Source organism: Dolichospermum sp. DET69 (assembly GCA_017355425.1).
Taxonomy (GTDB): domain Bacteria; phylum Cyanobacteriota; class Cyanobacteriia; order Cyanobacteriales; family Nostocaceae; genus Dolichospermum.
The window spans coordinates 2,052,717-2,076,157 of sequence record CP070233.1; the positions used below are offsets into that span (position 1 = coordinate 2,052,717).

A 23,441-nucleotide genomic window follows, 5' to 3' on the forward strand; every position below is an offset into this window, starting at 1 on the left:
GTCGTTTTTAACCGACTTGAGCTATTAGACAGGGAATTAATTCCCTGGCTTGAAGGTATTTGACACTGTTGAGCAATGCTAAACCTTTACAAGTTCTTATCCAAACAGGTCAAGTATGTATATGATGGTAAGATGTGTTATTTATAAACACAACCGTGATCTTTAAGTTATAAATAATCTTTTTGTAACACATACTTTAACTCACGTATGTGACATATTCTAAATTCACAAAAAAACAACTAACTCTTGGCTTTATAAGAGACTAGGCTGAAAACGACCCAGGTTGGGACAGTCTACCACTTCTTCTAACATACCTCTAAGATACAAGGTTGGATTGTTCGCGTTAGCGTTGCGGAGCAATTAGCATGAAACCCAACATAAGCGTTGGGTTGCGCTGTCGCTTAACCCAACAAAGCAGGAAATGGACAAGGTATTGAAAAAAGATACCCGACTCTTGAAAGAAATCGGGTATCTAAAATGATCTAAATTTGTGAGTTAAGATTTAGAAGTGTCCTTACCCACAACTTGAGATTTGAGGGTGGTAATTTCCCCAGATAACTCTTGTCTGCTGGAGGCTTTGAGTAAATAGCGATAGACAAACCACACAGAATAACCAATCCCAATTAATTCAAAGGTAGGTGCTACCAAAGGAACATCATTCAGAGCATCTAATACAGCCAATAGTACCTTAACTGTGACTACTGCTGTCACAACTAAGCCAATACTAACGATAGGCTGCTGATATTGACCAAATACTTTACCTACATAGTCTGGTAATGTACCCAAAAAACCAGAAATTTGTTGTCCATATTTCAGCCATTGTTCTTGAGACTGCACAGGGGGCTGAAGTTTGGTCATATTCCCGGGTTGGGTGTTAATTTCGGGGATGATTGTTTCTTTTGCGGGGGTTTCTTGAAATTCTGGTTCTTGCATTTTCGCTTCCATAATTTTGAAAGTTGAGTTTCTTACTTAGATATTTACAACCAAAAGGCTGTTAAATGACACATCTATCACTAACAAGAGTGAGAGATTAGAGATTATTGGTTTATCTTACATCTAGACTTCTTCTCAAGTATGACAAAACTTGACGCGAAACCTAGTAACATAAGTTGCTATAGCACTCTTATTTGATTTTGGAAATATCTGTAGGGTGGACAATGCCCACAAAATGAGGGTTTTGGTGGGCATTGCCCACCCTACGTACAGTCCAGAAATCAATGAGAATTTTTATAGTTAGGGAACCAGTCAGGATAAAACTAAATAGCCTGACACCTGATCAAATTTCCGCAAAATTTAGGAATTTAAGTAAATTTTTATTGTTTGCCCCGTTACAGCACTTCCTGATGTTATGAGGTACAGTTTTTATTGCCAAACCCGTAGGGGCGCAGGGCCTGCGCCCTCCATTGTATTTCATTAGAGCGAGAATTGCTGTATGCTGCTTTCGTTTTATTCTTTGTACTGAGTTTGATACTGACCACAAGTATCAACTTAACATAAAACCTACATCCCGCAAGGAACTCAAGTTCCTTGCTAATAGCCAAAGTCATCTGAAGATGACTAAACACTGGAAAAATTCCTTAGTCCACAAAGCGTGGACTTGAGCTATTAGACAGGGAATTTATTCCCTGACGGGTGTGGAAGCCAACAGATAAGCCATTTTTGACACTCTCACTGTCTTTAGACACTGAGATTCTTTAATCAATGAGCCGACTTGTTTAAGCAGGATTACTCCAACAAAAATAGAGGTCAATTCTCCTAAAGCGTTAATTCCGGTATGCCCTACCGTACTCGATATTGACATTTTATCTTTTACCAAATCTAGCTTTCCTAAACTGCAATACCGTTAGGTATGACTACGCACTTAACAAATCTAGTTAAGTTTTTACGCTGTTTAGTTATACTTAAATTATGGATTTGCATTCTATTATATCACATCTACTGCGACCAGTTAATTTCTTACGTGACTAAAGTCACTCGAGTCGCTTATATCTCAGCCCTAAAGGGACTGAGCTTTACGCTTACCGGATATTCTTGTAACCCTATAACAAATTGTCCTTTTTATCATTTTTATAGTTTATGACCACAAATATTGATTTCCTGAGTCATCTTAACCCTAGTCAACGTCAGGCAGTAGAACATTACTGTGGACCATTATTGGTTGTCGCAGGTGCTGGTTCTGGAAAAACCCGGGCCCTGACTTACCGCATTGCCAACTTGATTCTTAAACATCGTGTTAATCCTGAAAATATCCTCGCGGTGACATTTACTAACAAAGCCGCTAGAGAAATGAAGGAAAGAATTCAAAAGATATTTGCCGAACAATTAGCGATATCGCAATATGGTAAAAAGTTTGATTTATTAACAGAATATGAAAAAAGCTTACTAAAATCACAGGTTTACCGCAATACTATCAAAGATATGTGGTGTGGAACTTTTCACAGTTTATTCTCTCGGATTCTGCGCTATGATATCGAAAAATATCAAGATGAGAAAGGCAGAAAATGGAATAAAAACTTTTCTATTTTTGATGAATCTGATGTGCAAACTGTGATTAAAGAAATAGTTACTAAAGATTTGAATTTAGATAGTAAAAAGTTTGAACCTAAATCTGTGCGTTACGCTATTAGTAATGCCAAAAATCAAGGCTTATCACCCCAACAATTTGAAAGCGAACAACCCAATTATCGCGGTAGAGTCATAGCTGATGTCTATAATCGCTACCAGGATAAACTTTCCCAAAATAACGCTTTAGATTTTGATGATTTAATTTTAATTCCTACGAGATTATTTCAACAAAATGAGCAGGTTTTAAATTATTGGCATCGGAAATTCTGTCATATTCTGGTTGATGAATATCAAGATACCAACCGGACTCAATATGATTTAATTCAGCTTTTGGTGACGAATGACGAAAAACGTAAAAGTGAATGGCAATGGCAAAATCGGTCTGTGTTTGTTGTTGGTGATGCTGACCAGTCAATTTATAGTTTTAGAATGGCAGATTTTACCATCTTACTCGAATTTCAGGAGAATTTTGGTGATGGTTTAGCAGATGATGATACTCGTTCTATGGTGAAATTAGAGGAAAATTATCGCTCTTGTGAAAACATTCTCCAAGCTGCTAATGAACTAATTGAAAATAACACCCAACGCATTGATAAAGTTCTCAAAGCTACTAGAGAACCAGGAGAAGAAATTTATTGTCATCAAGCTGATGAAGAAATGGCAGAAGCGGCTTTTGTTATTAATCAAATTCGTACTTTAGAACATCAAAATCCAGAGTTAAATTGGGGTAACTTTGCGATTTTATATCGAACTAATGCCCAATCTCGACCTTTTGAAGAATTGTTAGTTAAATATCAAATTCCTTATACGGTTGTGGGAGGAATGAAGTTTTATGATCGTAAAGAAATTAAAGATGCTGTTGCTTATTTAAGAGCGATTAATAATTCAGCGGATACTGTGAGTTTATTACGAGTTATCAACACACCTCGGAGAGGAATTGGTAAGGCTACTATTGATGCTTTGGTGAATGCTTCCCAGCAATTAGGCACAACTTTATGGGAAATATTAAGTGATGAAACATCTGTAAATACTTTAGCAGGACGTTCGGCAAAAGCTGTAAATAATTTTGCAGCGATGATTCACAATCGTCAAGAACAAATCAAAGTAATTCCCGGTTCGGAAATCTTACAAGGGATTTTAGAAGATTCTGGTTATATTAAGGAATTGCAAGATCAAGCTACAGAGGAATCTGATAATAGAATCAGTAATGTGAATGAATTGCATAATGCTATGTTGCAATTTCAAGAAGAAAATGCAGGGGAAGATATTTCCTTACAGGCATTTTTGCAAAGTGCGGCTTTGAGTTCTGATTTAGATAATTTAAAAGAGGGACAAACCGCAGTTTCGTTAATGACTTTACACGCTTCTAAGGGTTTGGAATTTCCTGTTGTCTTTTTGGTGGGATTAGAACAGGGATTATTTCCGGGATATCGTTCTTTACAAGATCCTTCATTATTGGAAGAAGAACGGCGTTTATGTTATGTTGGCATTACTCGCGCTCAAGAAAGATTGTTTTTATCTCATGCCAGGGAACGGCGTTTATATGGGTCTAGAGAACGGGCAATGCGATCGCAATTTTTGGATGAATTACCAGCAGAATTATTAAGTACCCAAAATAAAGTTACCCGTAGTTTTACTAAAGCCACATCTGCAAATACTAGTAAAGAAAGCACTCCTGGAACTTGGCTAGTAGGTGATAGAGTATTACATAAATCCTTTGGACTTGGGGAAATTACCCACGTTTTCGGAGAAGGAAATAAGGTTTCTGTAGCGATTAAATTCCTGAGTTTAGGACAAAAAATCGTAGATCCTAGAGTAGCACAATTACAGAAAGTTGGTTAAAACCGACAAGATTCCCGACTTCTTTGAGAAGTCGGGAATCTGAATTCATATTGTCTCAGAGGTTGTTTGAAAACTTTTTTCTGTGAGATCTGACACCCATAGATCCCCCTAAATCCCCCTTAAAAAGGGGGACTTTGAGGAATTTAGCCCCCCTTTTTAAGGGGGGTTGGGGGGATCTCGATTAATTCTGATACTTTTCAAACATCCTCTCAAGACTCTGGTTTATTTTCTAACCATTGTTCTAAATCTGTGACAGAGGAGAAATCTAAAAGCGCTTCACCAAGTAATTCTAATTGCTCAATTGTTAATGTCCGAATTGTGTCAATTAATGACGATTCAATTTCACCAATTCGCCGATTTAGTTGTCGGATAATTAGCTGTTTTTCTCGTTGTATTCCTTTTTGCTCACCCCGTTCCATAGCTAATTCTTCTGTTGGGCTAATAAAAGGCATTTGCTGTTCCTCCTCAAAATGTTTGATTTTAGCGACTAATCCTGCTTGTAACTGTTTAGGTAAGGTCATCATTTTATCAATGATTTTAAAGAGTTTAACAATTTGCTCCTTTGTTAAACCGCGTTCATAGAGTCCACGAATTAATTGCCATTTCCATTCTTCGCGCTCTGAAAAATTACCAGTAGTGGCTTTAGTTTTCAAATGCGCCATAACTATGATAGCAAAAGGATTAGGATTAGATTCTAATTCATGCCAACGCGATTCATAGTCCAGGAGTTTAGCAATGGGAAATTTTAGCCTCAATTCGCAATCTAACATAGCTTGATTATAACTGTTAGGTCGCCATGTAGGGCTAGTATCACCTAAAATTGCCAGACTAACCACAAATTTATGATAAAGGTCAAAGGCTCGATAATTGTAAATGTAAATCCGTTCTTCAAAGTCAACATCATATTGACTCTGAATTTCAATATGAATTAAAATCCATATTTGTTGTTTATCCAACAACCACACCTTATAAAGCTTATCGGCAATTCGTCTTTCGGTTTTTGCTGAAGCCGTAATTTCTTGCAGTTCTTTATCGAGAGATTCAGGCTTTTGTGTCCAATCAATTGCTTCATGAGCCAAAGGAAAGAAAAAGCATAAGAAGCTTTCAAAATATTCGTTTAATGCTTCTTTCCATGATTCGTCATAATTTGCTGTAACTTCACTCATTTTAATTAAGCTGTTGAGTATTTAAATTGTATAACCTCTTAGCAGTTTACATATTGTGGGGTGTATCCCTGCTCATTAAATTCGCTAGTTTAGGACTGGTTAAAACCGACAAGATTCCCGACTTCTTTGAAAAGTCGGGAATCTGTATTTTTTTGGATGCTTGATGTTAAGTGTATTAACGTAAGTTGCTAGTTAGAGAAACTGTCTGAATCAGGATGTCCAGGATTTAAGGATTAACAGGATTAAAACTGGGATTTTATTACCAATTACCAATTACCAATTACCAATTACCAGCCTCAACTAGATAACTAGCAACTTGGGTTATTACCCCCTACTATTTATGTTACTATAAAGTAGGAAAAATATAATTACCTTTTGGTAATACTATGCAAGCTGAAAAACTTTCCATTTCCTTACCATCTTCTTTGGTGCAGTTTATTGAAAATTATAAATTGATTAAAGGCTGTAAATCTCGTTCTCAAGTAATTGAGTTAGCCATAGAATTACTGCGTTATCAGGAGCTAGAACAAGCTTACCGGGAAGCTGCGCTGGAATTCAATCCAGAATGGGATTTAACTGTAGGGGATGGGTTAACAGATGAAACGTGGTGAAATATACTTTGCAAATCTCAGTCCCGCAGTGGGGTCAGAAATGGATAAACGCCGTCCTGTACTCATTGTCAGCAATGATGCTAATAATAATGCCTCTACTACGGTGACCATTTTGCCGATTACATCTAATATGACTCGTGTGTATCCTTTTGAAGTGTTATTAAATTCAGAAGATTCGGGTTTATCTAAAACTTCTAAGGTACAAGCGCAACAAATACGGACAATTTCTAAACAGCGCATTTTAGGGGACGCGCTAGGGTATTTAAGTCAAAATGTGATTGATTTGGTAAATGATGCTATTAAGCTACATTTAGGTTTGGAGTAGTTGGTTAGGAGTTACGCATTGACAAAAAACACCCAGTATGAATAAACGAGAAAATAACATTTATCGTAGGGATTTAGCATTGCTCATTGGTGTCAACTTAAGTTAAAAATACCTTATTTGTTGACTTCCACACCGCCCGGAAATCAATTTCCGGTCTAATAGCTAAAGTGCGTTAAAACGCACTCGAATTAAATAAAAATTAACCTTTATTTTCTAAATACAACAAATAAACTCAAACTAGTCGGTTTTAACCGACTTTAGCTATAAGACAGGGAATTTATTCCCTGGATTCTGGAACTGGAAGAAATCGTTCAATTATTTAGCTCTAGTAACAGCAGTAGCACTTACTGAGTCTGTCGCTGTGCTTGGTTTTCCAGGTAAAGTTGCAGGTAAAGTTCCAACTAAAGTCAAAACAACCTGACGACTAGAAGTAACAGGAGCAGTGAAACTGTCAACCCCATCTACCAATATAGCATCGGTTGGACTACCACTAGCTGGAATTAGCCGTCTATAAATTACATTATTACACGCCCAAAGAGTAGTACTGATATTATTAGTAGAGCAATTAGTAGAAGTAGAAATTATATAGTATTCGTGATTAGGAAATGCAGTATCACTAGGAATAGCTAAACGTAGCTTGCCTATAGCACCTGTAGGTAACGTGGAAGTTGTAGTCGCTGAAATACTATTAGCCGTTCTCACTTCATTGGCAATATAATCTAAAGCCCGATTCAAATTAGCACGTCTGTCACTTTCCGATGCTGCGGTTTTGCTTTGTGAGAGCATTGTTACAACACCAAAACCAGCTAAAGTAACAACAATGCTCATAATTGCTGTTGCTACTAATAACTCTATCAAAGTAAATCCCTCATTCGCATGATGAGAAGATGGACGAGTTTTAGTAGCTTGAAGATAAAATTGGATATTTTTTTTGATATTAAAAGCATTGTTTAACATATTTTTTAAGGGGTACAATTAGATGAATAAGTGTCACTAGCACCAGTATATTTACCAGTTGCAATCAATCCTAGTGGTTGAGATATAACTATACATTTTCTATCCCCAGAATTGCTGTTATGTCGCAATACAATTGTTATAGGTGCTGTTTCATTAAGATTACCAAGAAAATCAAATGTCAAACTAGAGACAGATATGGAAGCTGAACCTGTGACATCTTTATATGCGTTCATGGAAACGTTAGATAAAGTTCGCGTTCCCGTAGATAGACAGTTATTAGCAGTAGTAGGAGTAGGATTACTAATTTCTGGTGGTGTACCAGTAGACAAAGAAATTGTACAGGTTTTACCAATACGCATAGCATCTCTTTGTGATTCCAGTAAAGCACTTTTAGCACTCGCCAAATCATTATTAAGTTGATTATTTCGATTTGAAGCTAAGAAACTAGGAACAGAAACAGCAGCTAAGATTCCAGAAACAATTATGACTATGATTAATTCTAGTAAGGTAAATCCATCTTCATTGTGATGGGCATTGTAATGACGCATAGGGTATTACCTCAGTATAAGATGTGGATAATGGAGTTCTTACAAGCAGATCAATAGCAGTACTCGCATCAGTATACGGACTAGTAGCAGTACCTGCTTGAACTACATAGTTGAGCTTCAAAACATTATAAGGGGCATCAGTAGAGACAGTTTGATTTCTCAATAACCAATAATATTGACTTTTTAGCAGTGTGGGAGTACCTATAACAGCATTATATATAATAGCATTTCCATTTACTGTTACTGTGTAAGCTGTATTACTTATACCTGTTGCGGTAGTTGGTAAAGAATTCATGAAATAAGTTGCCATACCGCTGGAACTAGTGGTAGGGTTACATGAAGTATTTGTTAAAGCAGTAGTTAATGAATAGGTATCAGCAGCACTCTTGATTTTTTCCATATCTTGCTGAATCAAGTTAATGGCAGTTGTGTACTGAGTAGCTTGCTTTTTGAAAAAGCTGGAAACTACAAGCATTTGCAAAGCAGTAGTTGTAAAGAAAAATATCATCAAAATGGCAACTACAACTTCTAGTAAGCTGAAACCTTCATCGGGATTATCTTTGAGGTTTTTCATATATACATAAATTCGGTTTTGTTTTGATAAAGTTTGTATAAAAAATGTGTAATTACGTTCTCATCACCTTGCTTCCTCATGGGAGCATCACAGATATCCAATAAGTAATTATGTTTATTTCACAAACCACTCTTAGTCGTGTCTTGGGACGAAATAGAGGCTTTTAAAGAGTGCGTACATAGAGAATCAAAACAAAAATACCCCTCAAAAAGACTATTTTCTCACTAAGTATTTATGTTCAGTGTAAAAGTGGGATGCCCTCCTTCCTAATTGGGTAAATTGCCAGGAAGAGGCTAAAAGTGGGTTTAAATTATCACTGTACTGGATAGAGAATTACTATAACCATAGTATATGATAATTGTTGGTAGTGATACTGATGAAACTACTGAATTTGGTAAAAATTCACGAAAAATTATATTTGTTGAAGTCTGATTCAGGACTTACGGTTACTGAGCGACTTGTACTGAGCGAGGCACAGGATTCAAGTAGGGGTTTAGCACTGCTAAACCCCTACTGTACTTTAATTAATGATTATATTAATCGTACACAAACCAGTATTTTAGACAGCCCCTAACCCTTTTGAAAACTCATTTATAGCTGATTTTCTGACATCGAACTCACGTGGTATCCTAAAATTCTTGAATTTCAGTATAAATACTATCGTTAAAAAAAGATATAAAGAATATGTTGAATAAAAGCAATCTAGTTAAGTAGCTATACTAAATTCTTTTTATATCTCATTTGCTTCTATTACTCCTGATCCAATAAAGAACACAGGATTTAACAGCATATAATTTTTTAAAATACTCTTAATAAACCATTTAATTAGTTAATACCTTTAACACTAATTATTTCCATCTTTACATCACAACAAAATGTTTTTTTACTATTTTTAACCCAATTAATCACTATGAAAAGAAAAATGTTGATGAATAAAAAACTCAAGCTCGCTCGCATGTATCTCTCTAGCGAAGAAGGTTTTGCCATGCCAATTGCTGTGGGATTGGGATTAGTTATGATCATAACTGGTCTGACAATGATTGTGAGATCTCAGAGCGATACACAAAATGCATCATCTCAAAAATCCACAAAAAAGGCGTTGTCAGTAGCAGAGGTAGGTATTACTCGTTATCAACAGTTCATCAACAATAATAGAGTTCTTTCGGTTTACAATGATTGTGTAGGGACTCGTTCAAATGGGACTTGTCCAGATACTACTCAAAAGAGTTGGTCAAACGCCTCGGTGATCACCCAATTGGATAGTGGTTGTGGTGTCAGTGCAACCACCACCAGTACAATATCAGATAATTCGAATACAGCCTGGAAAGATATCTCATCAACAGATTCAAGTCTAGGACAATACAAACTTGTTAAGTATGAGTACATACCCAATACAGGTGTATCAGACAATACCGCTCCAGGAGTTGGCAAGCTGACAGTTCAAGGTCGAGTTAAGCAACAAGGTAGTGGTAGTACAGCTACATCTGGATTTATGACAGCTACTAGCCAACTCGCAGTAACTTTTCCCGTATCAACTTCACCTAGTACAGCAGGAGTAGCAGGTTTATGGTCTAGTAGTTTTTCTATGGTTGGTAATGCAACGTCAAATGCAGATGTTTTCGATTCTAGTTGTAACTCTTCCACAGCTTTTAACTCAGCTAATCTGGGACCGTGGCTACCTAGTCCTCCCTATACATCTCAGACTGCACCTAAAGTTACTAAAAGTGTTAAACAATTTCCCTCGCTACCTAATAATAATGTTTATACAGTTCCAAGTAGCAATATTAACACCATTTCCAGTATTAGCTTAGGTGCCAATAACACGATGACACTGCCACGTGCGAATGATGTTAATGCAAGTGGAGGTTCATTTAGCACTGGTGCATCAACGGACAATGGTACTTATGTATATAATTTAACTGGTAGCTCTTCTCTTTCATTAACTGGTAATGGTACATTGAATCTTGGCACTACAAATGGTAGTTGCAACCAAACAATAATAATCTATGCAGATGGTAATCTTGATTTAACTGGTAACGGTACAGTTAACCCAACTCAATGTGGCACTGTAGTTAACGGTAGGGCACCGAACTCAACAAAGGTTATTTTTTATCTAGGATCTAATGCTAGTCTAACAATGACAGGTAATGGGACAACTAACCCAAGCAGTTTTCAATTTTATGTCTATAGCCAGGCCGCAAACGCAGTAACTTTTACTGGTAATGGTACATCGAACGCTTTCATATTTGCACCTTTCACTGAGACAAGAATGGTAGGAAATGGTACTATTAATGGTGCTTTATGGTCAAAAAGTTTGACAGCTACTGGTAATGGCACTATAAATCAATATCCAATTGCAGCCAACACTCTACAAGTTCCAATATCCTCCAATGACCAGAATCAGCTTAACTCTTTGAGTTCATGGACAGTTAATCCTGTAAGTCCTTAAATCCTGATAGCCAAACGTGCCGTAAGCCATACAGAAGATTTGCTTTACCCCTAGTAAAGATTTGATTTTTGCTCATTATCTCGTTCCCATACTCTGTATGGGAATGAATTTTAGAAGGCTCGGCCTTCCATGACATTAGAGGCAGAGCCTATATGATAGTATTCCCAGTCAAAGACATACCATGTACACACAAGTCTTATTCACATTAAATCGGCGGTTAGAAACCGCATCTACACAGGCAAAACCCACCTCCGTGGGTTAAAACTCTACATTTTTCTTAGTCCACGAAGGTGGACTTTGTTTGTGTAGCTGCGGTTTCCAACCGCCAGGTCTTGTTACAATATTTACTATATATATCCATTCCCTAATCCATTAGATAGATATTTAAACAAGCGATTATAAAACTGCCGCTATAGGAATATGATATTCATCGTGGTGATAATTCCCATCTCCCACGTTATATCATCTTCTCAATGCCTCGAAAGCGTCGGCCAAACACAAAAAAACAAAGATTGAACTGGTTATTACGGACTGTTTTTGGCACTCCAAAAAAACAAAAAGTAGCAACCGCTGGTTTCGTGTTACCCACAGTCGCAATGGTATCAGTAGTAGTGGTTTTACTGACTACTACCATTATGTTACGTTCCTTTCACAGAGCGCAAAATGCCAGCAACGTCCGCATTAGCGAAGCTGTTCTGAGTGCTGCTACCCCAGCAATAGATCGCAGTAGAGCGAAAATCAATAAACTATTTCAGGATATATCATTACCAAAAGTCACACCGACAAACGAAGAATTATCTAAAGTTGTTGTGAACAACATAGAAAAATATACCTTTGGTGACGAAACCAAACTGCAAATAAGTTTTGATATTAGTGGTAATGGTGCAATTGATCAACCAACTGCAAATACATCATTATTTGATCAGGAAACGGTGAATACAGCCTGGAAATTTCCTGTTGATACTGACAACAATGGCAAATTTGATAGTTATACTCTCTATGAGATTTTATTAAGAACTCCCAGGAATAGTAGTGGTAAATATGCACGAGCTAGAACCCCTTTAGAAACCAGAACATCCCCAATGGCAAAAGGAATTTTAGATGCTGGTTGTACCACAAATACCAACCCGACATTAGTAGGGAATACAGGTTGGATTAAACAAAATAATGAGCTAAAGAAATCTTTTTTTGTGCATACAGCTACAGTACCAATCACAACCGTACCTAGTGACAGTACCAATTATGAAAAATATCAAGGTAGTAAAGGTTTTGCTGCCTTAGAGTATCAACAAGACCGCATCCAAGTACCACCTAGCAATGTTGTTGTTTATAACGATGATCTAGAAATTAATCCCGATACAGCCCTAAATCTTAACGGGGGAATTTTTACTAATAGTAATTTTTTAACTGGGGGTTCTGGTCAAGTTCAATTATATCAAATTAGTAGCAAAAAATCCTGTTACTACAAATCTCAAAATTCTAAAATTATAGTGGGAGGAAATTTAGGATCTGGTGGTTTCAAAATTGCAGGGACAACAACCACTAAAGTTGATTTATTCAAAGGTAAAAATACTAATCCTACTGCTTTGACATGGGAGGCATCAGTTACTGACAGTTCCAGTAACCTCATGTACAATAACCTCGCTTATGTGAATCGGATCAATAAACTGATTGCAACTCAATTTGCTAATGCTATCAGTAGTGATCCAACAGAAGTTAAAACAGGTATTGAACAGAGAAAACAAGATTTAGGTTTATCCAGTTTCACAACAGCAGAACTTGATGCAATTCGTCACCAACAATTACAGCTTTATTTCCAGAAACTGACTCGTCACGTCCCTAATCAAGAAGTTAATTTTGGTGTGACAGAAACATTTCCTAGCCCAGTAATTCAAGGTAGTGATGAGACATTGCGTCCCATTGATAAATGGATATATGCTACAGATCCTAGTGATGGCAAAACAGGAATAGGTTACAGTACATTAGCTCTGAATATTAGTGGTACATCCCTACAACCACAAGCCACAGAACCACAAGCACTCAAAAATACTAGTGGTGTAGAATCTATGTTAGGTGACAGAGTTTTAGTTAGTCACAACTTATCGGAAATATGGTGGGATACAACGCCAGCAGCATCTCCAGGAAATAATGTTCCCGAACTATGGTGGAATAGCAGTAACCAGCCAAAGGGATTTTTAGGTAATGAGATTACTGATACACAAGAGATTAGCGGCATTAAGTGGAATGCAGGAGACACAAGCAAAACTCGGACAAGGCGATCGCTAGTGCAAACAGCAGCATTAGCGAATTTAGGAGATATAAGCAGAGACGGAGCATGGGAAATAGACGCAGCTAAAATCCCCCCAGATATTACAGCAGGGGTTGGTGGTTTACGAGTTGTTACAGGTGCAGGAGTTTATCTGAGTGCAAGTGATACGACAACCACAGTCAACAGCACAGTTAAAGAAATATGGCCAGATACTCTGCCATTTCCTGGTACTGCACCCATGAAAAAAACCATTACACCATATTCTCTGTATGATCCCTCAATCACATACCAATGGCGGGAGATTGCCAATGCTAACACACCATATTTGAAAATGCGGGCTACAGCAGTTTATCACTACAAATCTACTAACTACAACGCCCAAACCCCCATTCCCATAGCCTGTGTGAGTAGTTTTTATATTCCTACCAACAGCGCTACTGCCAAAAATATCACCGGACTGCCTTGGAATAGTGCCACCGATGGTTTATCTAATAGTGGCATAGTCTACCCTGCACCCACATCTGCTAAAGGTGAGAGTTATTATGCCACAGTCTTAAACTATCTATCTCAATTAACCTATCCCAACGGACGATTAATAGATGATGGATTATTAGCCAAAGCATTAGCAAAAACAGCCAACCGAACCATTTCTGAACAGTCGGCAATTGATGCTCAAATCTGCGCTCTACAGATTCTGGATAGTAGTATTAGTCCCAGTAATTCCGTGATTTCTCATGGTGCGATTTACGAAACATCATTATTGGACTCCAGAGAAATTGTTCGTAACAGTTTATCAAACAACACCACCTATGATTATCCAATCATAGACAGACAACCCCTAGAAATTCGGGTTACTGTTTTAGACCTGAACCAACTGCGGACAAAAACCATCGGGACTGCCTCTCCATCTCAAGAATATTTGTTACCCAATAGCGGGATTATTTACGCAACCCGTGATGATGCTTTACCAGATGCCAGTGCGGGTACTTTAGGGGTACAAACAGAGGCACAAAAATCAGTTAGTCCTGTGGACTACATCCTAGATTCTACCCGTCGTCCCAATGCGATTATGCTCATCCATGGCAGTAAGTTAGGAAGGGGAACAACAAACACTTACCGCGAACAAGAAAAAGGTTTAATTTTAGCCAGTGATTTACCCGTGTATGTTAAAGGTGACTTTAATCTCCACACTCAAGGGGAATTTACTGACGTTGCCAGCACTGTCTTCTATAATCGAACTACTGTCAATGCTAACTTTGGCTGTCAGAATGGTGATCCTAGTGTATCTTGTCCCACAGGGGATGAATGGCGACCTGCGACAGTGTTGGGTGATGCTGTCACCTTGCTTTCTGGTAACTTTCGAGAGGGTTTCCGTGAGGAAGGGGACTATGACTGGAATAATAGCTTAGTTGGTACGCCCCCATCAGGATTTTCAGCAGTTAATTTCTTGGGTGCAAATGGTACATGGGTGGATAAGAGTATAAGTAATGCAGGGTTTCCGAAAGATTTTGATCCAGTAAAAACAGGATATCAGGGTAGTTCTTATGTGAATAACTTTGTGACCCCGCTGGTGAGAATGATACCAGCCAGAGAATATGCCTATGAAATTTGTACTTTTACAGTTAAAGATGAATGCTTTTGTAGCGCCACAGATACTGCTGCTCAATGCGCTGTCAAGACTAAGCGCTGGTCAATGACTAATGTGGCTCTCAATGAATACAAATTTAATGAACAGAACAGTTGGAGAGAAGATGGTATCGGTTCAGAAACTAATTCTATTAAAACAGGATTTATTGGTACAAACCCTGACAATGCTTGGAACGCATTACCATTTAAGAGACTGGCTTTTAAAAGGGATATAAATACGACTTTGCTGATTACTCCCCTGACTCTTTACGGCAAAGGTAGTAGTAACAAACTAGAGGAATTTCCCATAGGTGGAGCAACTTTAGCCAACCAAGTCACCCCTACATTGCTCATACCTTGGTTACTACCTAATAGTAGTGGAGTATTTGAACCTGTTTTACAAATCCAAAAACCCTTTGCTACTGAGACTGACCCCAGTAACACCACAGTCATTAGCAATACAAATGATACTAAAAATTGGTTGCAACCAGTATTAGCAGACACAACTTTTAACTTAATTATCGCTGCTGGGGATAGTCCAGCCCGACCAACAGAAGATAATGGTGGTTTACAAAACTTTACCCGATTTATGGAAAATTGGGCATCCTCTATTGGTCAAAAGACAGCAAAGATATTTGGCTCTTTTATCCAGTTGAAAAAGAGTGCTTATGCGACAGGAACATATAACGTTAATGTCGGAGCTAGTAGCATTACCTATCCTATTGACAATGATAGTGGTGCAGCTACTGGTTATCTTCCTCCTACTAGAAACTGGGGTTATGATGTCGCACTGTTATCAAAATCTCCTGATAGATTCGCTAGTAAATTGGTACTCACATCACCCGATTTACCAGATGAGTATTTCCGGGAAGTTGGCAAAGATGACAAATGGTTACAGACTTTGTTATGTGCTAAAACTACCCCTACTGATTATGCCATAGACGATAAAACTCAACGTCCTTCTACCTGTCAATCATGAAACCCAAACCACAAGTAAAAACATCATCTTTCAGTGATTCTGGTTTTACGATTATTGAGTCACTCATGGCCATAGTTGTCGTTGGCATTCTTTTAATATCTATAACACCCATTCTAGTCATGGCAACATCAATTCGTGTCCAATCCCGGCGGATAGAAAAAGCAACTCAGGCTGCTAATACTTTTATTGATGGTGTCAAAACTGGTTCAATTCTAACTGGTTCTAGTGCCGCACCAAGTAAAAAAATTTCTTTAGACCCAGCAACGCTGAGAACGTCAGCAGACTATTTAATTAGTATTACACAAATGCCAGTTCCTACCAGTAAAACCGATGCAGATGTGAATTTGTATCTCTTAAAAAAAGATGGAAATATTTGTATAGCTAGTGATTCAGCTTGTCAAACAGACTCCACAAATCCATTTGACGAGTTTTATATTCAAGCTATGCCCATCATAGTTGCCGGTATTCACACAAAAGCTAGTGGTTATCGTCTAGCAGTGCGGGTATATCGGTCAGATGTTAATTTTAGTAAACCCCTTTTAGCTAGTACAAGTGATGTTAAAAAAGTAGTTTCTCCTCTTGTTGCTGGCATAGGTAATCGGCAAGCACCATTAATAGAAAGAACCGTTGATATCGGCCACAATAGCACTAGATTTCAGGCTCTATGTTACCGTCTGGGCATGACAAAAGATCAGGATGGTAATCACCAAATTTGTTAATAAATTGCTTTGTCGGTTAAGAGGATGTTTGAAAAGAAGTTTTGGGCGACTAGAAGTCGCTACTACACAAACAAAGTCCACCTTCGTGGACTAAGAAAAATTAAGGTTTTTTAACCCACGTATCCCTTACGGGACCGAAAAAATAGGTGGGTTTTGTCTGTGTAGCTGCGACTAAGAAAAATTAAGGTTTTTTAACCCACGAAGGTGGGTTTTGTCTGTGTAGCCGCGACTTCTAGTCGCCAGGTGAGTTATAAATTAGACTAAAATTTGTAAAATTAAAAAGCAAATTATCTGATGATGAAGATACTTGAATTTATCCTCAAAAGTCAAATCAAACTCTCTAAAGTTATTCATGAATGTGACGGTTTTACTCTTATTGAATTGCTGGTAGCTTTAGTGATTTCATTTTTAATTATCACACCACTATTCAGCTTGATGATTAGTGTAATGACTACAGATAGAGATGAACAAGCTAAAGCAAATTCTGAAGCAGAAATTCAACTTGCGCTTAATTATATTTCCCGTGATTTACAACAAGCTGTATATATCTATGATGCGACTGGCATTAATACTATAAAACCTCAACTAGCTTACCAAAGTGATAATACTAAAATTCCTTTACTAGTTTTGTGGAAACGAGAATTAGTTAGTGCTATAGTTCCCACAGCATCAGGAAATGATGATACTTTTGTCTATTCCTTAGTTGTCTACTATTTAATCAAAGATAGTGATACAACTTGGTCAAAAGCTGCTCGTATTGCTAGATGGCAAATTAAAGATGGTGTAGAATTTAGCAGTGGTGTAACTTGTGGAGGAACTAAAAAGTATGTAAATATTAATAATTGTCCTAGTCCAGGTTTTGCTCCATTTAATAATTATTTTGAAGACTCTGATAGTTTAGATATTGGGATGAAAAAATGGCGGAAATCTGGAATTTATACTGCTGATGCTATAGTGCTGATTGATTATGTAGATCAAACCACAGATTCGCCACCAGCAGCCACTTGTTCTGCTGACATCGCAGCTACAACTACAACAGATGGAATTATTTGGTCAGTAATTAAACCACCGAGTATGACGGGTTTTTATGTCTGTGTAGATAGAGCTAATACAACAGCACAGGTATTTATTCGGGGTAATGCCCTAGCTCGGATTGATGATAATGCAAATGCAATCAAATATACAGCTAGTAAAAAAACTTTTTTTCCTACAACCAGTGTGAGAGTCCAAGGACGGGGCTTCTTGTCTAAATAATTTCATCAGTATCCATAAAAAATAAAATACTCGTAAAAAACGGTATATTTCAAGGTGCTGTCCATAGTAATATATATATATACATATATTTGGTTTATAAATAATGAATTACTTACTGAATAATCGCTCTAGTAGCGGTTTTACTTTGATAGAAATGATTGCAGTGGTGTTAATAATTGGGATATTATCAGCAATAGTTGCACCAAGCTGGTTAGCTTTTATCAAAAATCGCCATTTAAATATTTCTCAAGATCAAGTTTATCGAGCCATGCGTGAAGCCCAAAGCCAAGCCAAAAAAGAAAAGTTGACTTATCATGCTAGTTTCCGGGAACAAAATAATATTGTGCAATGGGCAATTCATCCGTCTACAATTGATGCCTCTAATGCTAAATGGAATGACTTAGATGGCAGTGTGCAGTTAGATGCAGAAACTACATTAGAATTGTCTAATGGTGTAAGACGAGTCCCATTTGATTACATAGGTAGTGTGAAAGTCCCACTAGGACGAATCACCTTATCTAGTAAATTTGGCGGGAACACAAAGCGTTGTATCATTGTTTCCACTATATTGGGCGCGATGAGAACCGCTAAGGAAAACCCTACGCCTAATAATGGTAAATATTGCGATTGAATCGTCTGGAACTAAAGTTCTGAGTTGATAGGTGACGTACTCCACACACTCCCTTTCAGGTGAGTGTGGGCAACGAGCGTGACCCCTAATCCGGACATTAACTGACTTGGGGCGTATTGCAATACGCCCCTACACCGTGCGTCCCACGGTTCTTTGGTTTTAAGATTTGTTTTTTGTTTTGTAGGCTGCATTTGGAGCATTTAATTGGACTACACCTACTCTGGTCATAATCACATAAAATTAGAATAAATTTTTTGATTGTATTTTACTTAATTAATTATAAACTCTTATATGCTTGATCAAGTTATTACGGCTTTTGAACATAAAGATTATCAAACAGCAGCCAAATTACTCCAACAACTGTTGGTAGAATCACCGGAAAATCCTTGGGTTCAACTGTATTTTGGTCGGTTGCAGGAAGTTTCCAATCAACTCCAAGACGCTGAAAAAGTATATCGGCAATTACTCCGCAGGACGAGTCATAGCAAGATAATATCCCAAGCCCGTCAAGGTTTACAGCGATTAGAGGAATTTAAGCAAGAAGAAAAACAAAGAGCTATAGCTAAAGCCACAGTCGCACCTGATAGCAACGAACTGGGCATATTAGTGTTAGAACCCATTAGTAACGAACTTAAAACCAGCGCAGTTAGCAATTTTGCCCAAATCATGCAGGTAGATGCTTATACAGCCAGAATCACAATACCGAGTCAGAATTGGCGAGTTTACCGCATGGGGAAAGTGGGAGAATTAGCATTTTATGGAACACAATTACAACAGGCTGGTATTCCCTGTTTCTGGGTCAAAATTCCCCAAATTCAACAAATTAAAGTATTTCAAGTTAAACATTTATCAATAGATAATTCTCAAATCAAAGCAGTTTGTCAAAACGAAGCAAATCAAACTGGTTCTATGAGATTCGATAAATCAGAAATTACCGATAGAGTTGTGGGAGCTTTACCAATTTTTGAACAAGTTGTAGATGTTAACAATAGAGGTAAACTAGAGTGGAAAACTCAAACTCAAGATTATGCTCAATTTTGTGATTTACATTTACCAAAAAGACGGAGTATTTTGCGAATTTATGATCAAGGCTATGAATTTCAGCAAGGTATAGAAACTAAACAAACTACAATTAGGATTAACTGGAATAATTTAATAAATTGGATTGATCAACAGTTGCCTCAAATTAAGGTATGGTCAGATTTTAACCTCTTTGCACAAACAGTTATAGACCAAACAGAAACCCTCAATCAAATTCCATCTCATATTAATTTATTTCGTAAAGAAAACAGTTATTGGGATGCAGCTTTTCATTTATATAGTGGGATTATCTTTACTAAAAATACTGCTGTGCAAATAGCTCAAAAAGATCATAAATAAATATATTATAAATAATATAACGGTTCTTTTGTTGAGTGAGATACAAGAACCCCACCCCCAACCCCCTCCCCGCTCTTCGAGCTACGGTGTACACACATCTCTAGACAGGATGCTAAACGTGATCCGATCCCCCTAAATCCCCCTTAAAAAGGGGGACTTTGAAGAATTTAGCCCCCCTTTTTAAGGGGGGGTGGGGGGATCTAAACGTTGTGGGGCAACTCTAGAAGACTTGTGTGTACACCGTAGCCTTCACAAGGGGGGAAATAAGAAAATCTAGTCCCCTCCCCAACACATCCTACGGTGTACACACATCTCTAGACAGGATGCTAAACGTGATCCGATCCCCCTAAATCCCCCTTAAAAAGGGGGACTTTGAAGAATTTAGCCCCCCTTTTTAAGGGGGGTTGGGGGGATCTAAATGTTGTGGGGCAACTCTAGAAGACTTGTGTATACACCGTAGCCCCAACACATCGGGGAGGATTAGGGTGGGGTATAACTGTGATAAAAATTACAGAATAATACTTTTAAAACAACCTCTGAGGATGTATCTCATTCAAGTGCATACCGCTATAATGTAAATACGTTCCATTGAAAAAGATCATAAATAATAATATAGAGACGTTCCAGGGAACGTCTCTACAATACTTATCCAGGAGTTTTGACTTGACGTGCCATATCTAAAAAGGTACTCATATTTACCCCAGGACGACGACGAGGATTATTAGTAGGAATGAGATATTTAGTAGCAAAATTGGTTTCAGTTGGAACTGCTATTTTAACGGGTTCAGTCTTAGTAACTTTTGCCGCTACTGGTGCAGCTTTTGGTTCAGCTTTTGGTTCAGCTTTTGGTGCTACTGTTGCTGGTACTGGAGTAACATTAGCTTCTTCCTTTAATTCTAAATAGTAGCTATTGCCTTTTTTACTAAACAATCCAGTAATAAAACCCACAATGCCCGCAATGATATTTTTGATAAATCCCATAAAAAATGCTCCTGGTTTGAATAGTTGGAAACGTGACCGAAATTGTTAAAAATTACGGTGTAATATTACATTTGATTGCGCTACTTACTGTCAATTATTAGACTTACTTTTTGCTGATTAAAAGCCTATGATTACTTCTGGTAAGTATTTTTAAGTCTTTTTGCTCTACAACAGTATTCGGTAAATAAGGCAAATTATTAAATTTTATTATAACTATAAGATTATGAGAACTTATTTAATAAATCTTAATAATTTATGTTCACGCCCCTATCTGTTTTATTGTAATACTGAGTTAAATTCTTAACAAGAATAAAAAATTAAGATCATGGCAACAAAACAGCAAAATCCCGTTTTATTAGTGCATGGTATTAACGATACTGGGGCGGTTTTCAATACAATGGCTCTTTATCTCAGACAAAAAGGTTTGTCCGTGCATACAGTAGATTTACTCCCTAATAATGGTACTGAGGTTCTAGATAAATTAGCCCAGCAGGTAGCTAATTATGCAAGTGCTACCTTTGAACCAGAACAACCATTGGATTTAGTTGGTTTTAGTATGGGGGGAATTGTCAGTCGTTATTATCTTCAGCGTTTGGGGGGAATAGAGAGAGTACAGCGATTCATTACTATTTCTTCTCCCCATAAAGGAACTGTAATTGCTTATGGTTCGTGGCAGCCTGGATGTGTACAAATGCGTCCTAATAGTTCTTTTTTGGAAGATTTAAATTCTGATGTGCAGATGTTAAAACAACTAGATTTTACATCTATTTGGACACCTTATGATTTAATGATTGTTCCCGCAGCAAGTTCACAACTAGGGATAGGAAAAGAAATAACTTTACCAGTGTTATTACATCCTTTAATGGTAACAGATATTAGAACTTTAGAAATAGTAGCAGAAACTTTGATAAGATCAGTTAATTGATAAATTTTCAATCACCAAAAAATACACTTCTTTTGTGTTTCTGAAAGATGTTGGCTCAATACAAGTAAATCTTTTTTTGATAGCGTAGATGTACCATACAATACTTGTTTATATCGTCTAGTTGTGTAATCAAAAAATATGGTAAATCTATTTGAGGTTATAGGTGGCTTACCTCGATGAAAAATACTAGCAGTATCAGCAATAATGACTGTGCTGCTAATTCCTGTACATGATTTATAAAATTCTGAAGATACAAACTTTTGCATAATTTTATCTGGGATATAGCCAGATGTGTATTTTAAAGATTGAGCTATTTTTGAGGTTAAAGATTTGGAAATATATTCAAAAGGACCGTCATCTTCGCTAACATCATTTAAGTAAATGATGACTTTTAAAATTTTTCTGTCTTCTTTATCTATATGCCATAATCTTGAACCTGCTTCCAATTGATTGGCAATATCTCGACGAAGATATACACCTTGATAAGCGACTGGTAAGCCAAGAAAATTTTCAACGATATTCAGTAACCGTTGTTCAAGTCCCCACAAAAATATTTTTGGATACTCCATTATTTGTTGAGGACTAGCATAAATAGTAATTTCATTTGAGTGAGACAATATATTTTGTGATATTTTTGGCATGATAATTTGTGCAGATTGCACCAAATCAGGAGTAGATGTAATTCCCAATTTGTCTAAGGTAGTAATGACAACTCCTTCTTTTTTGACAAGATTAACTAAATCTATATCTTCTGGTGAAAGAGGAGGTAGATTTTGAAGATTTTTTTCTATGGCTTTTTGATAAAAGCAGTCAGATTGATATTTTGTTAATGGGTGTTGATCAATTTTTCTTAATATTTTTTGGCGAATTTTTAGCAAAATTTTATCCATAAATTTTTGTCCTTGTGTTATTGGAAATTAGTTTGCATTCCATAGATTTATATTAATTTGAGAATCATGAATGCTTATCAATGGAATTGAGATTAAGGTATCTATTTTAATGATCACAAACATCATTCTAATGATACTTGTTATAAAAAAATGTACTTTAATGGCTAATAATTTACATAAAAAAAGTGAGTAAGAATATCTAACTCACAATATTGGTAAGTAATTAGACAGAATTAATTACAAAAATAAATAATATAAAATGTTAGAATATAATGGTTGTACTTTAATACAAATCACAATAATATTTATTCGAGAAATAAATTCTCTTTCAGCTAAATTACTAGAGCGAATTTATCACTAAAGCCGACATTACAGCGGTTCTTGTATGTCTCTACAAATAAAAATAAAGCACATCTTCATCCAGAAATGGTATAAGAGGGTGTTTGAAAAGTATTAAATAAAACCAATAATCTCCAAAAACCTAACCCCCCTACCCCCCTTCCCTACGTTAGCGCAGCGTGCCGAAGGCTGGGAAGGGGGGTTTCAAAGCCTCACCCCGCTTCGGGGAGAGGTTTACAAGAGGGGTTAATTTATACCTTGAAAACTTTTAAAACATCCTCTAAGTTCCAAGACAATTTATAACTGGTTTGATAGATAGGAATTAAATAAGTTGGATTATTTGGATTGTTTTCTTTTAAATCTTATAGCAGTATGTACTGGAATGAGATATATTATAAGCCCCCTCTCAAA

General features: G+C 37.0%; 17 protein-coding genes. 10 read left to right on the plus strand and 7 right to left on the minus strand.

Annotated elements, in window-relative coordinates:
* Window positions 1–495: 495 nt before the first annotated feature.
* Window positions 496–933, minus strand: coding sequence for a CAAD domain-containing protein (locus EZY12_09570; protein ID QSX70603.1), 438 nt, complete (start codon window positions 931–933; stop codon window positions 496–498).
* A 1,143-nt stretch (window positions 934–2,076) separates the two neighbouring features.
* On the opposite strand from EZY12_09570, the gene pcrA reads away from it, so the two are divergent.
* Window positions 2,077–4,407 (plus strand): DNA helicase PcrA, encoded by a 2,331-nt coding sequence (gene pcrA / locus EZY12_09575; GenBank protein ID QSX69801.1) that lies wholly within the window; start codon window positions 2,077–2,079, stop codon window positions 4,405–4,407.
* A 209-nt stretch (window positions 4,408–4,616) separates the two neighbouring features.
* On the opposite strand, the gene EZY12_09580 is transcribed toward pcrA, so the two are convergent.
* Window positions 4,617–5,573 carry a DUF4351 domain-containing protein gene (locus EZY12_09580; GenBank protein QSX69802.1) on the minus strand — a complete coding sequence of 319 codons (957 nt, stop codon included), beginning with the start codon at window positions 5,571–5,573 and terminating at the stop codon, window positions 4,617–4,619.
* 386 nt (window positions 5,574–5,959) lie between these two features.
* On the opposite strand from EZY12_09580, the gene EZY12_09585 reads away from it, so the two are divergent.
* Both EZY12_09585 and EZY12_09590 read left to right on the plus strand, forming a co-directional pair.
* Window positions 5,960–6,184 (plus strand): CopG family transcriptional regulator, encoded by a 225-nt coding sequence (locus EZY12_09585; GenBank protein ID QSX69803.1) that lies wholly within the window; start codon window positions 5,960–5,962, stop codon window positions 6,182–6,184.
* Window positions 6,171–6,509 (plus strand): type II toxin-antitoxin system PemK/MazF family toxin, encoded by a 339-nt coding sequence (locus EZY12_09590; protein ID QSX69804.1) that lies wholly within the window; start codon window positions 6,171–6,173, stop codon window positions 6,507–6,509. The genes EZY12_09585 and EZY12_09590 overlap by 14 nt, the downstream gene beginning before the upstream one ends.
* Before the next feature lie 315 nt (window positions 6,510–6,824).
* Here the strand turns inward: EZY12_09590 and EZY12_09595 are convergent, their stop codons facing one another.
* The 3 genes from EZY12_09595 to EZY12_09605 are packed head-to-tail and all read right to left on the minus strand — an operon-like array spanning window position 6,825 to window position 8,588.
* Complete coding sequence (locus EZY12_09595) at window positions 6,825–7,466, minus strand: type II secretion system protein (protein ID QSX69805.1); 642 nt, start codon at window positions 7,464–7,466, stop codon at window positions 6,825–6,827.
* Between the two features lie 5 nt (window positions 7,467–7,471).
* On the minus strand, window positions 7,472–8,014 hold the full coding sequence (locus EZY12_09600; GenBank protein QSX69806.1) for a type II secretion system protein: 543 nt from the start codon (window positions 8,012–8,014) through the stop codon (window positions 7,472–7,474).
* A complete protein-coding gene (locus EZY12_09605; GenBank protein QSX69807.1) occupies window positions 7,986–8,588 on the minus strand; it encodes a hypothetical protein in 603 nt (200 codons plus the stop codon). The genes EZY12_09600 and EZY12_09605 overlap by 29 nt, the downstream gene beginning before the upstream one ends.
* A gap of 910 nt (window positions 8,589–9,498) precedes the next feature.
* Here EZY12_09605 and EZY12_09610 point away from each other — a divergent pair.
* From EZY12_09610 to EZY12_09635, 6 genes are all read left to right on the plus strand, one after another.
* Window positions 9,499–11,037 (plus strand): hypothetical protein, encoded by a 1,539-nt coding sequence (locus EZY12_09610; GenBank protein ID QSX69808.1) that lies wholly within the window; start codon window positions 9,499–9,501, stop codon window positions 11,035–11,037.
* Window positions 11,038–11,510: 473 nt separating this feature from the next.
* Window positions 11,511–15,911, plus strand: coding sequence for a hormogonium polysaccharide biosynthesis protein HpsA (gene hpsA, locus EZY12_09615; GenBank protein ID QSX69809.1), 4,401 nt, complete (start codon window positions 11,511–11,513; stop codon window positions 15,909–15,911).
* Complete coding sequence (hpsB, locus tag EZY12_09620) at window positions 15,905–16,630, plus strand: hormogonium polysaccharide secretion pseudopilin HpsB (protein QSX70604.1); 726 nt, start codon at window positions 15,905–15,907, stop codon at window positions 16,628–16,630. The genes hpsA and hpsB overlap by 7 nt, the downstream gene beginning before the upstream one ends.
* Window positions 16,631–16,927: 297 nt before the next feature.
* Window positions 16,928–17,884, plus strand: coding sequence for a hormogonium polysaccharide secretion pseudopilin HpsC (gene hpsC, locus EZY12_09625; protein ID QSX70605.1), 957 nt, complete (start codon window positions 16,928–16,930; stop codon window positions 17,882–17,884).
* A gap of 103 nt (window positions 17,885–17,987) precedes the next feature.
* Window positions 17,988–18,515 (plus strand): type II secretion system protein, encoded by a 528-nt coding sequence (locus tag EZY12_09630; GenBank protein QSX69810.1) that lies wholly within the window; start codon window positions 17,988–17,990, stop codon window positions 18,513–18,515.
* A gap of 291 nt (window positions 18,516–18,806) precedes the next feature.
* Entirely contained in the window at window positions 18,807–19,895 is a 1,089-nt protein-coding gene (locus EZY12_09635; protein QSX69811.1) for a tetratricopeptide repeat protein, read from the plus strand.
* Between the two features lie 645 nt (window positions 19,896–20,540).
* Here the strand turns inward: EZY12_09635 and EZY12_09640 are convergent.
* Window positions 20,541–20,876 carry a hypothetical protein gene (locus tag EZY12_09640; protein ID QSX69812.1) on the minus strand — a complete coding sequence of 112 codons (336 nt, stop codon included), beginning with the start codon at window positions 20,874–20,876 and terminating at the stop codon, window positions 20,541–20,543.
* A 325-nt stretch (window positions 20,877–21,201) separates the two neighbouring features.
* On the opposite strand from EZY12_09640, the gene EZY12_09645 reads away from it, so the two are divergent.
* The gene (locus tag EZY12_09645; GenBank protein QSX69813.1) at window positions 21,202–21,801 is read left to right on the plus strand and encodes a triacylglycerol lipase; all 600 of its coding nucleotides are present in this window, start codon (window positions 21,202–21,204) and stop codon (window positions 21,799–21,801) included.
* 11 nt (window positions 21,802–21,812) lie between these two features.
* Here the strand turns inward: EZY12_09645 and EZY12_09650 are convergent, their stop codons facing one another.
* Window positions 21,813–22,691, minus strand: coding sequence for a 2OG-Fe(II) oxygenase (locus EZY12_09650; protein ID QSX69814.1), 879 nt, complete (start codon window positions 22,689–22,691; stop codon window positions 21,813–21,815).
* Window positions 22,692–23,441: the final 750 nt, after the last annotated feature.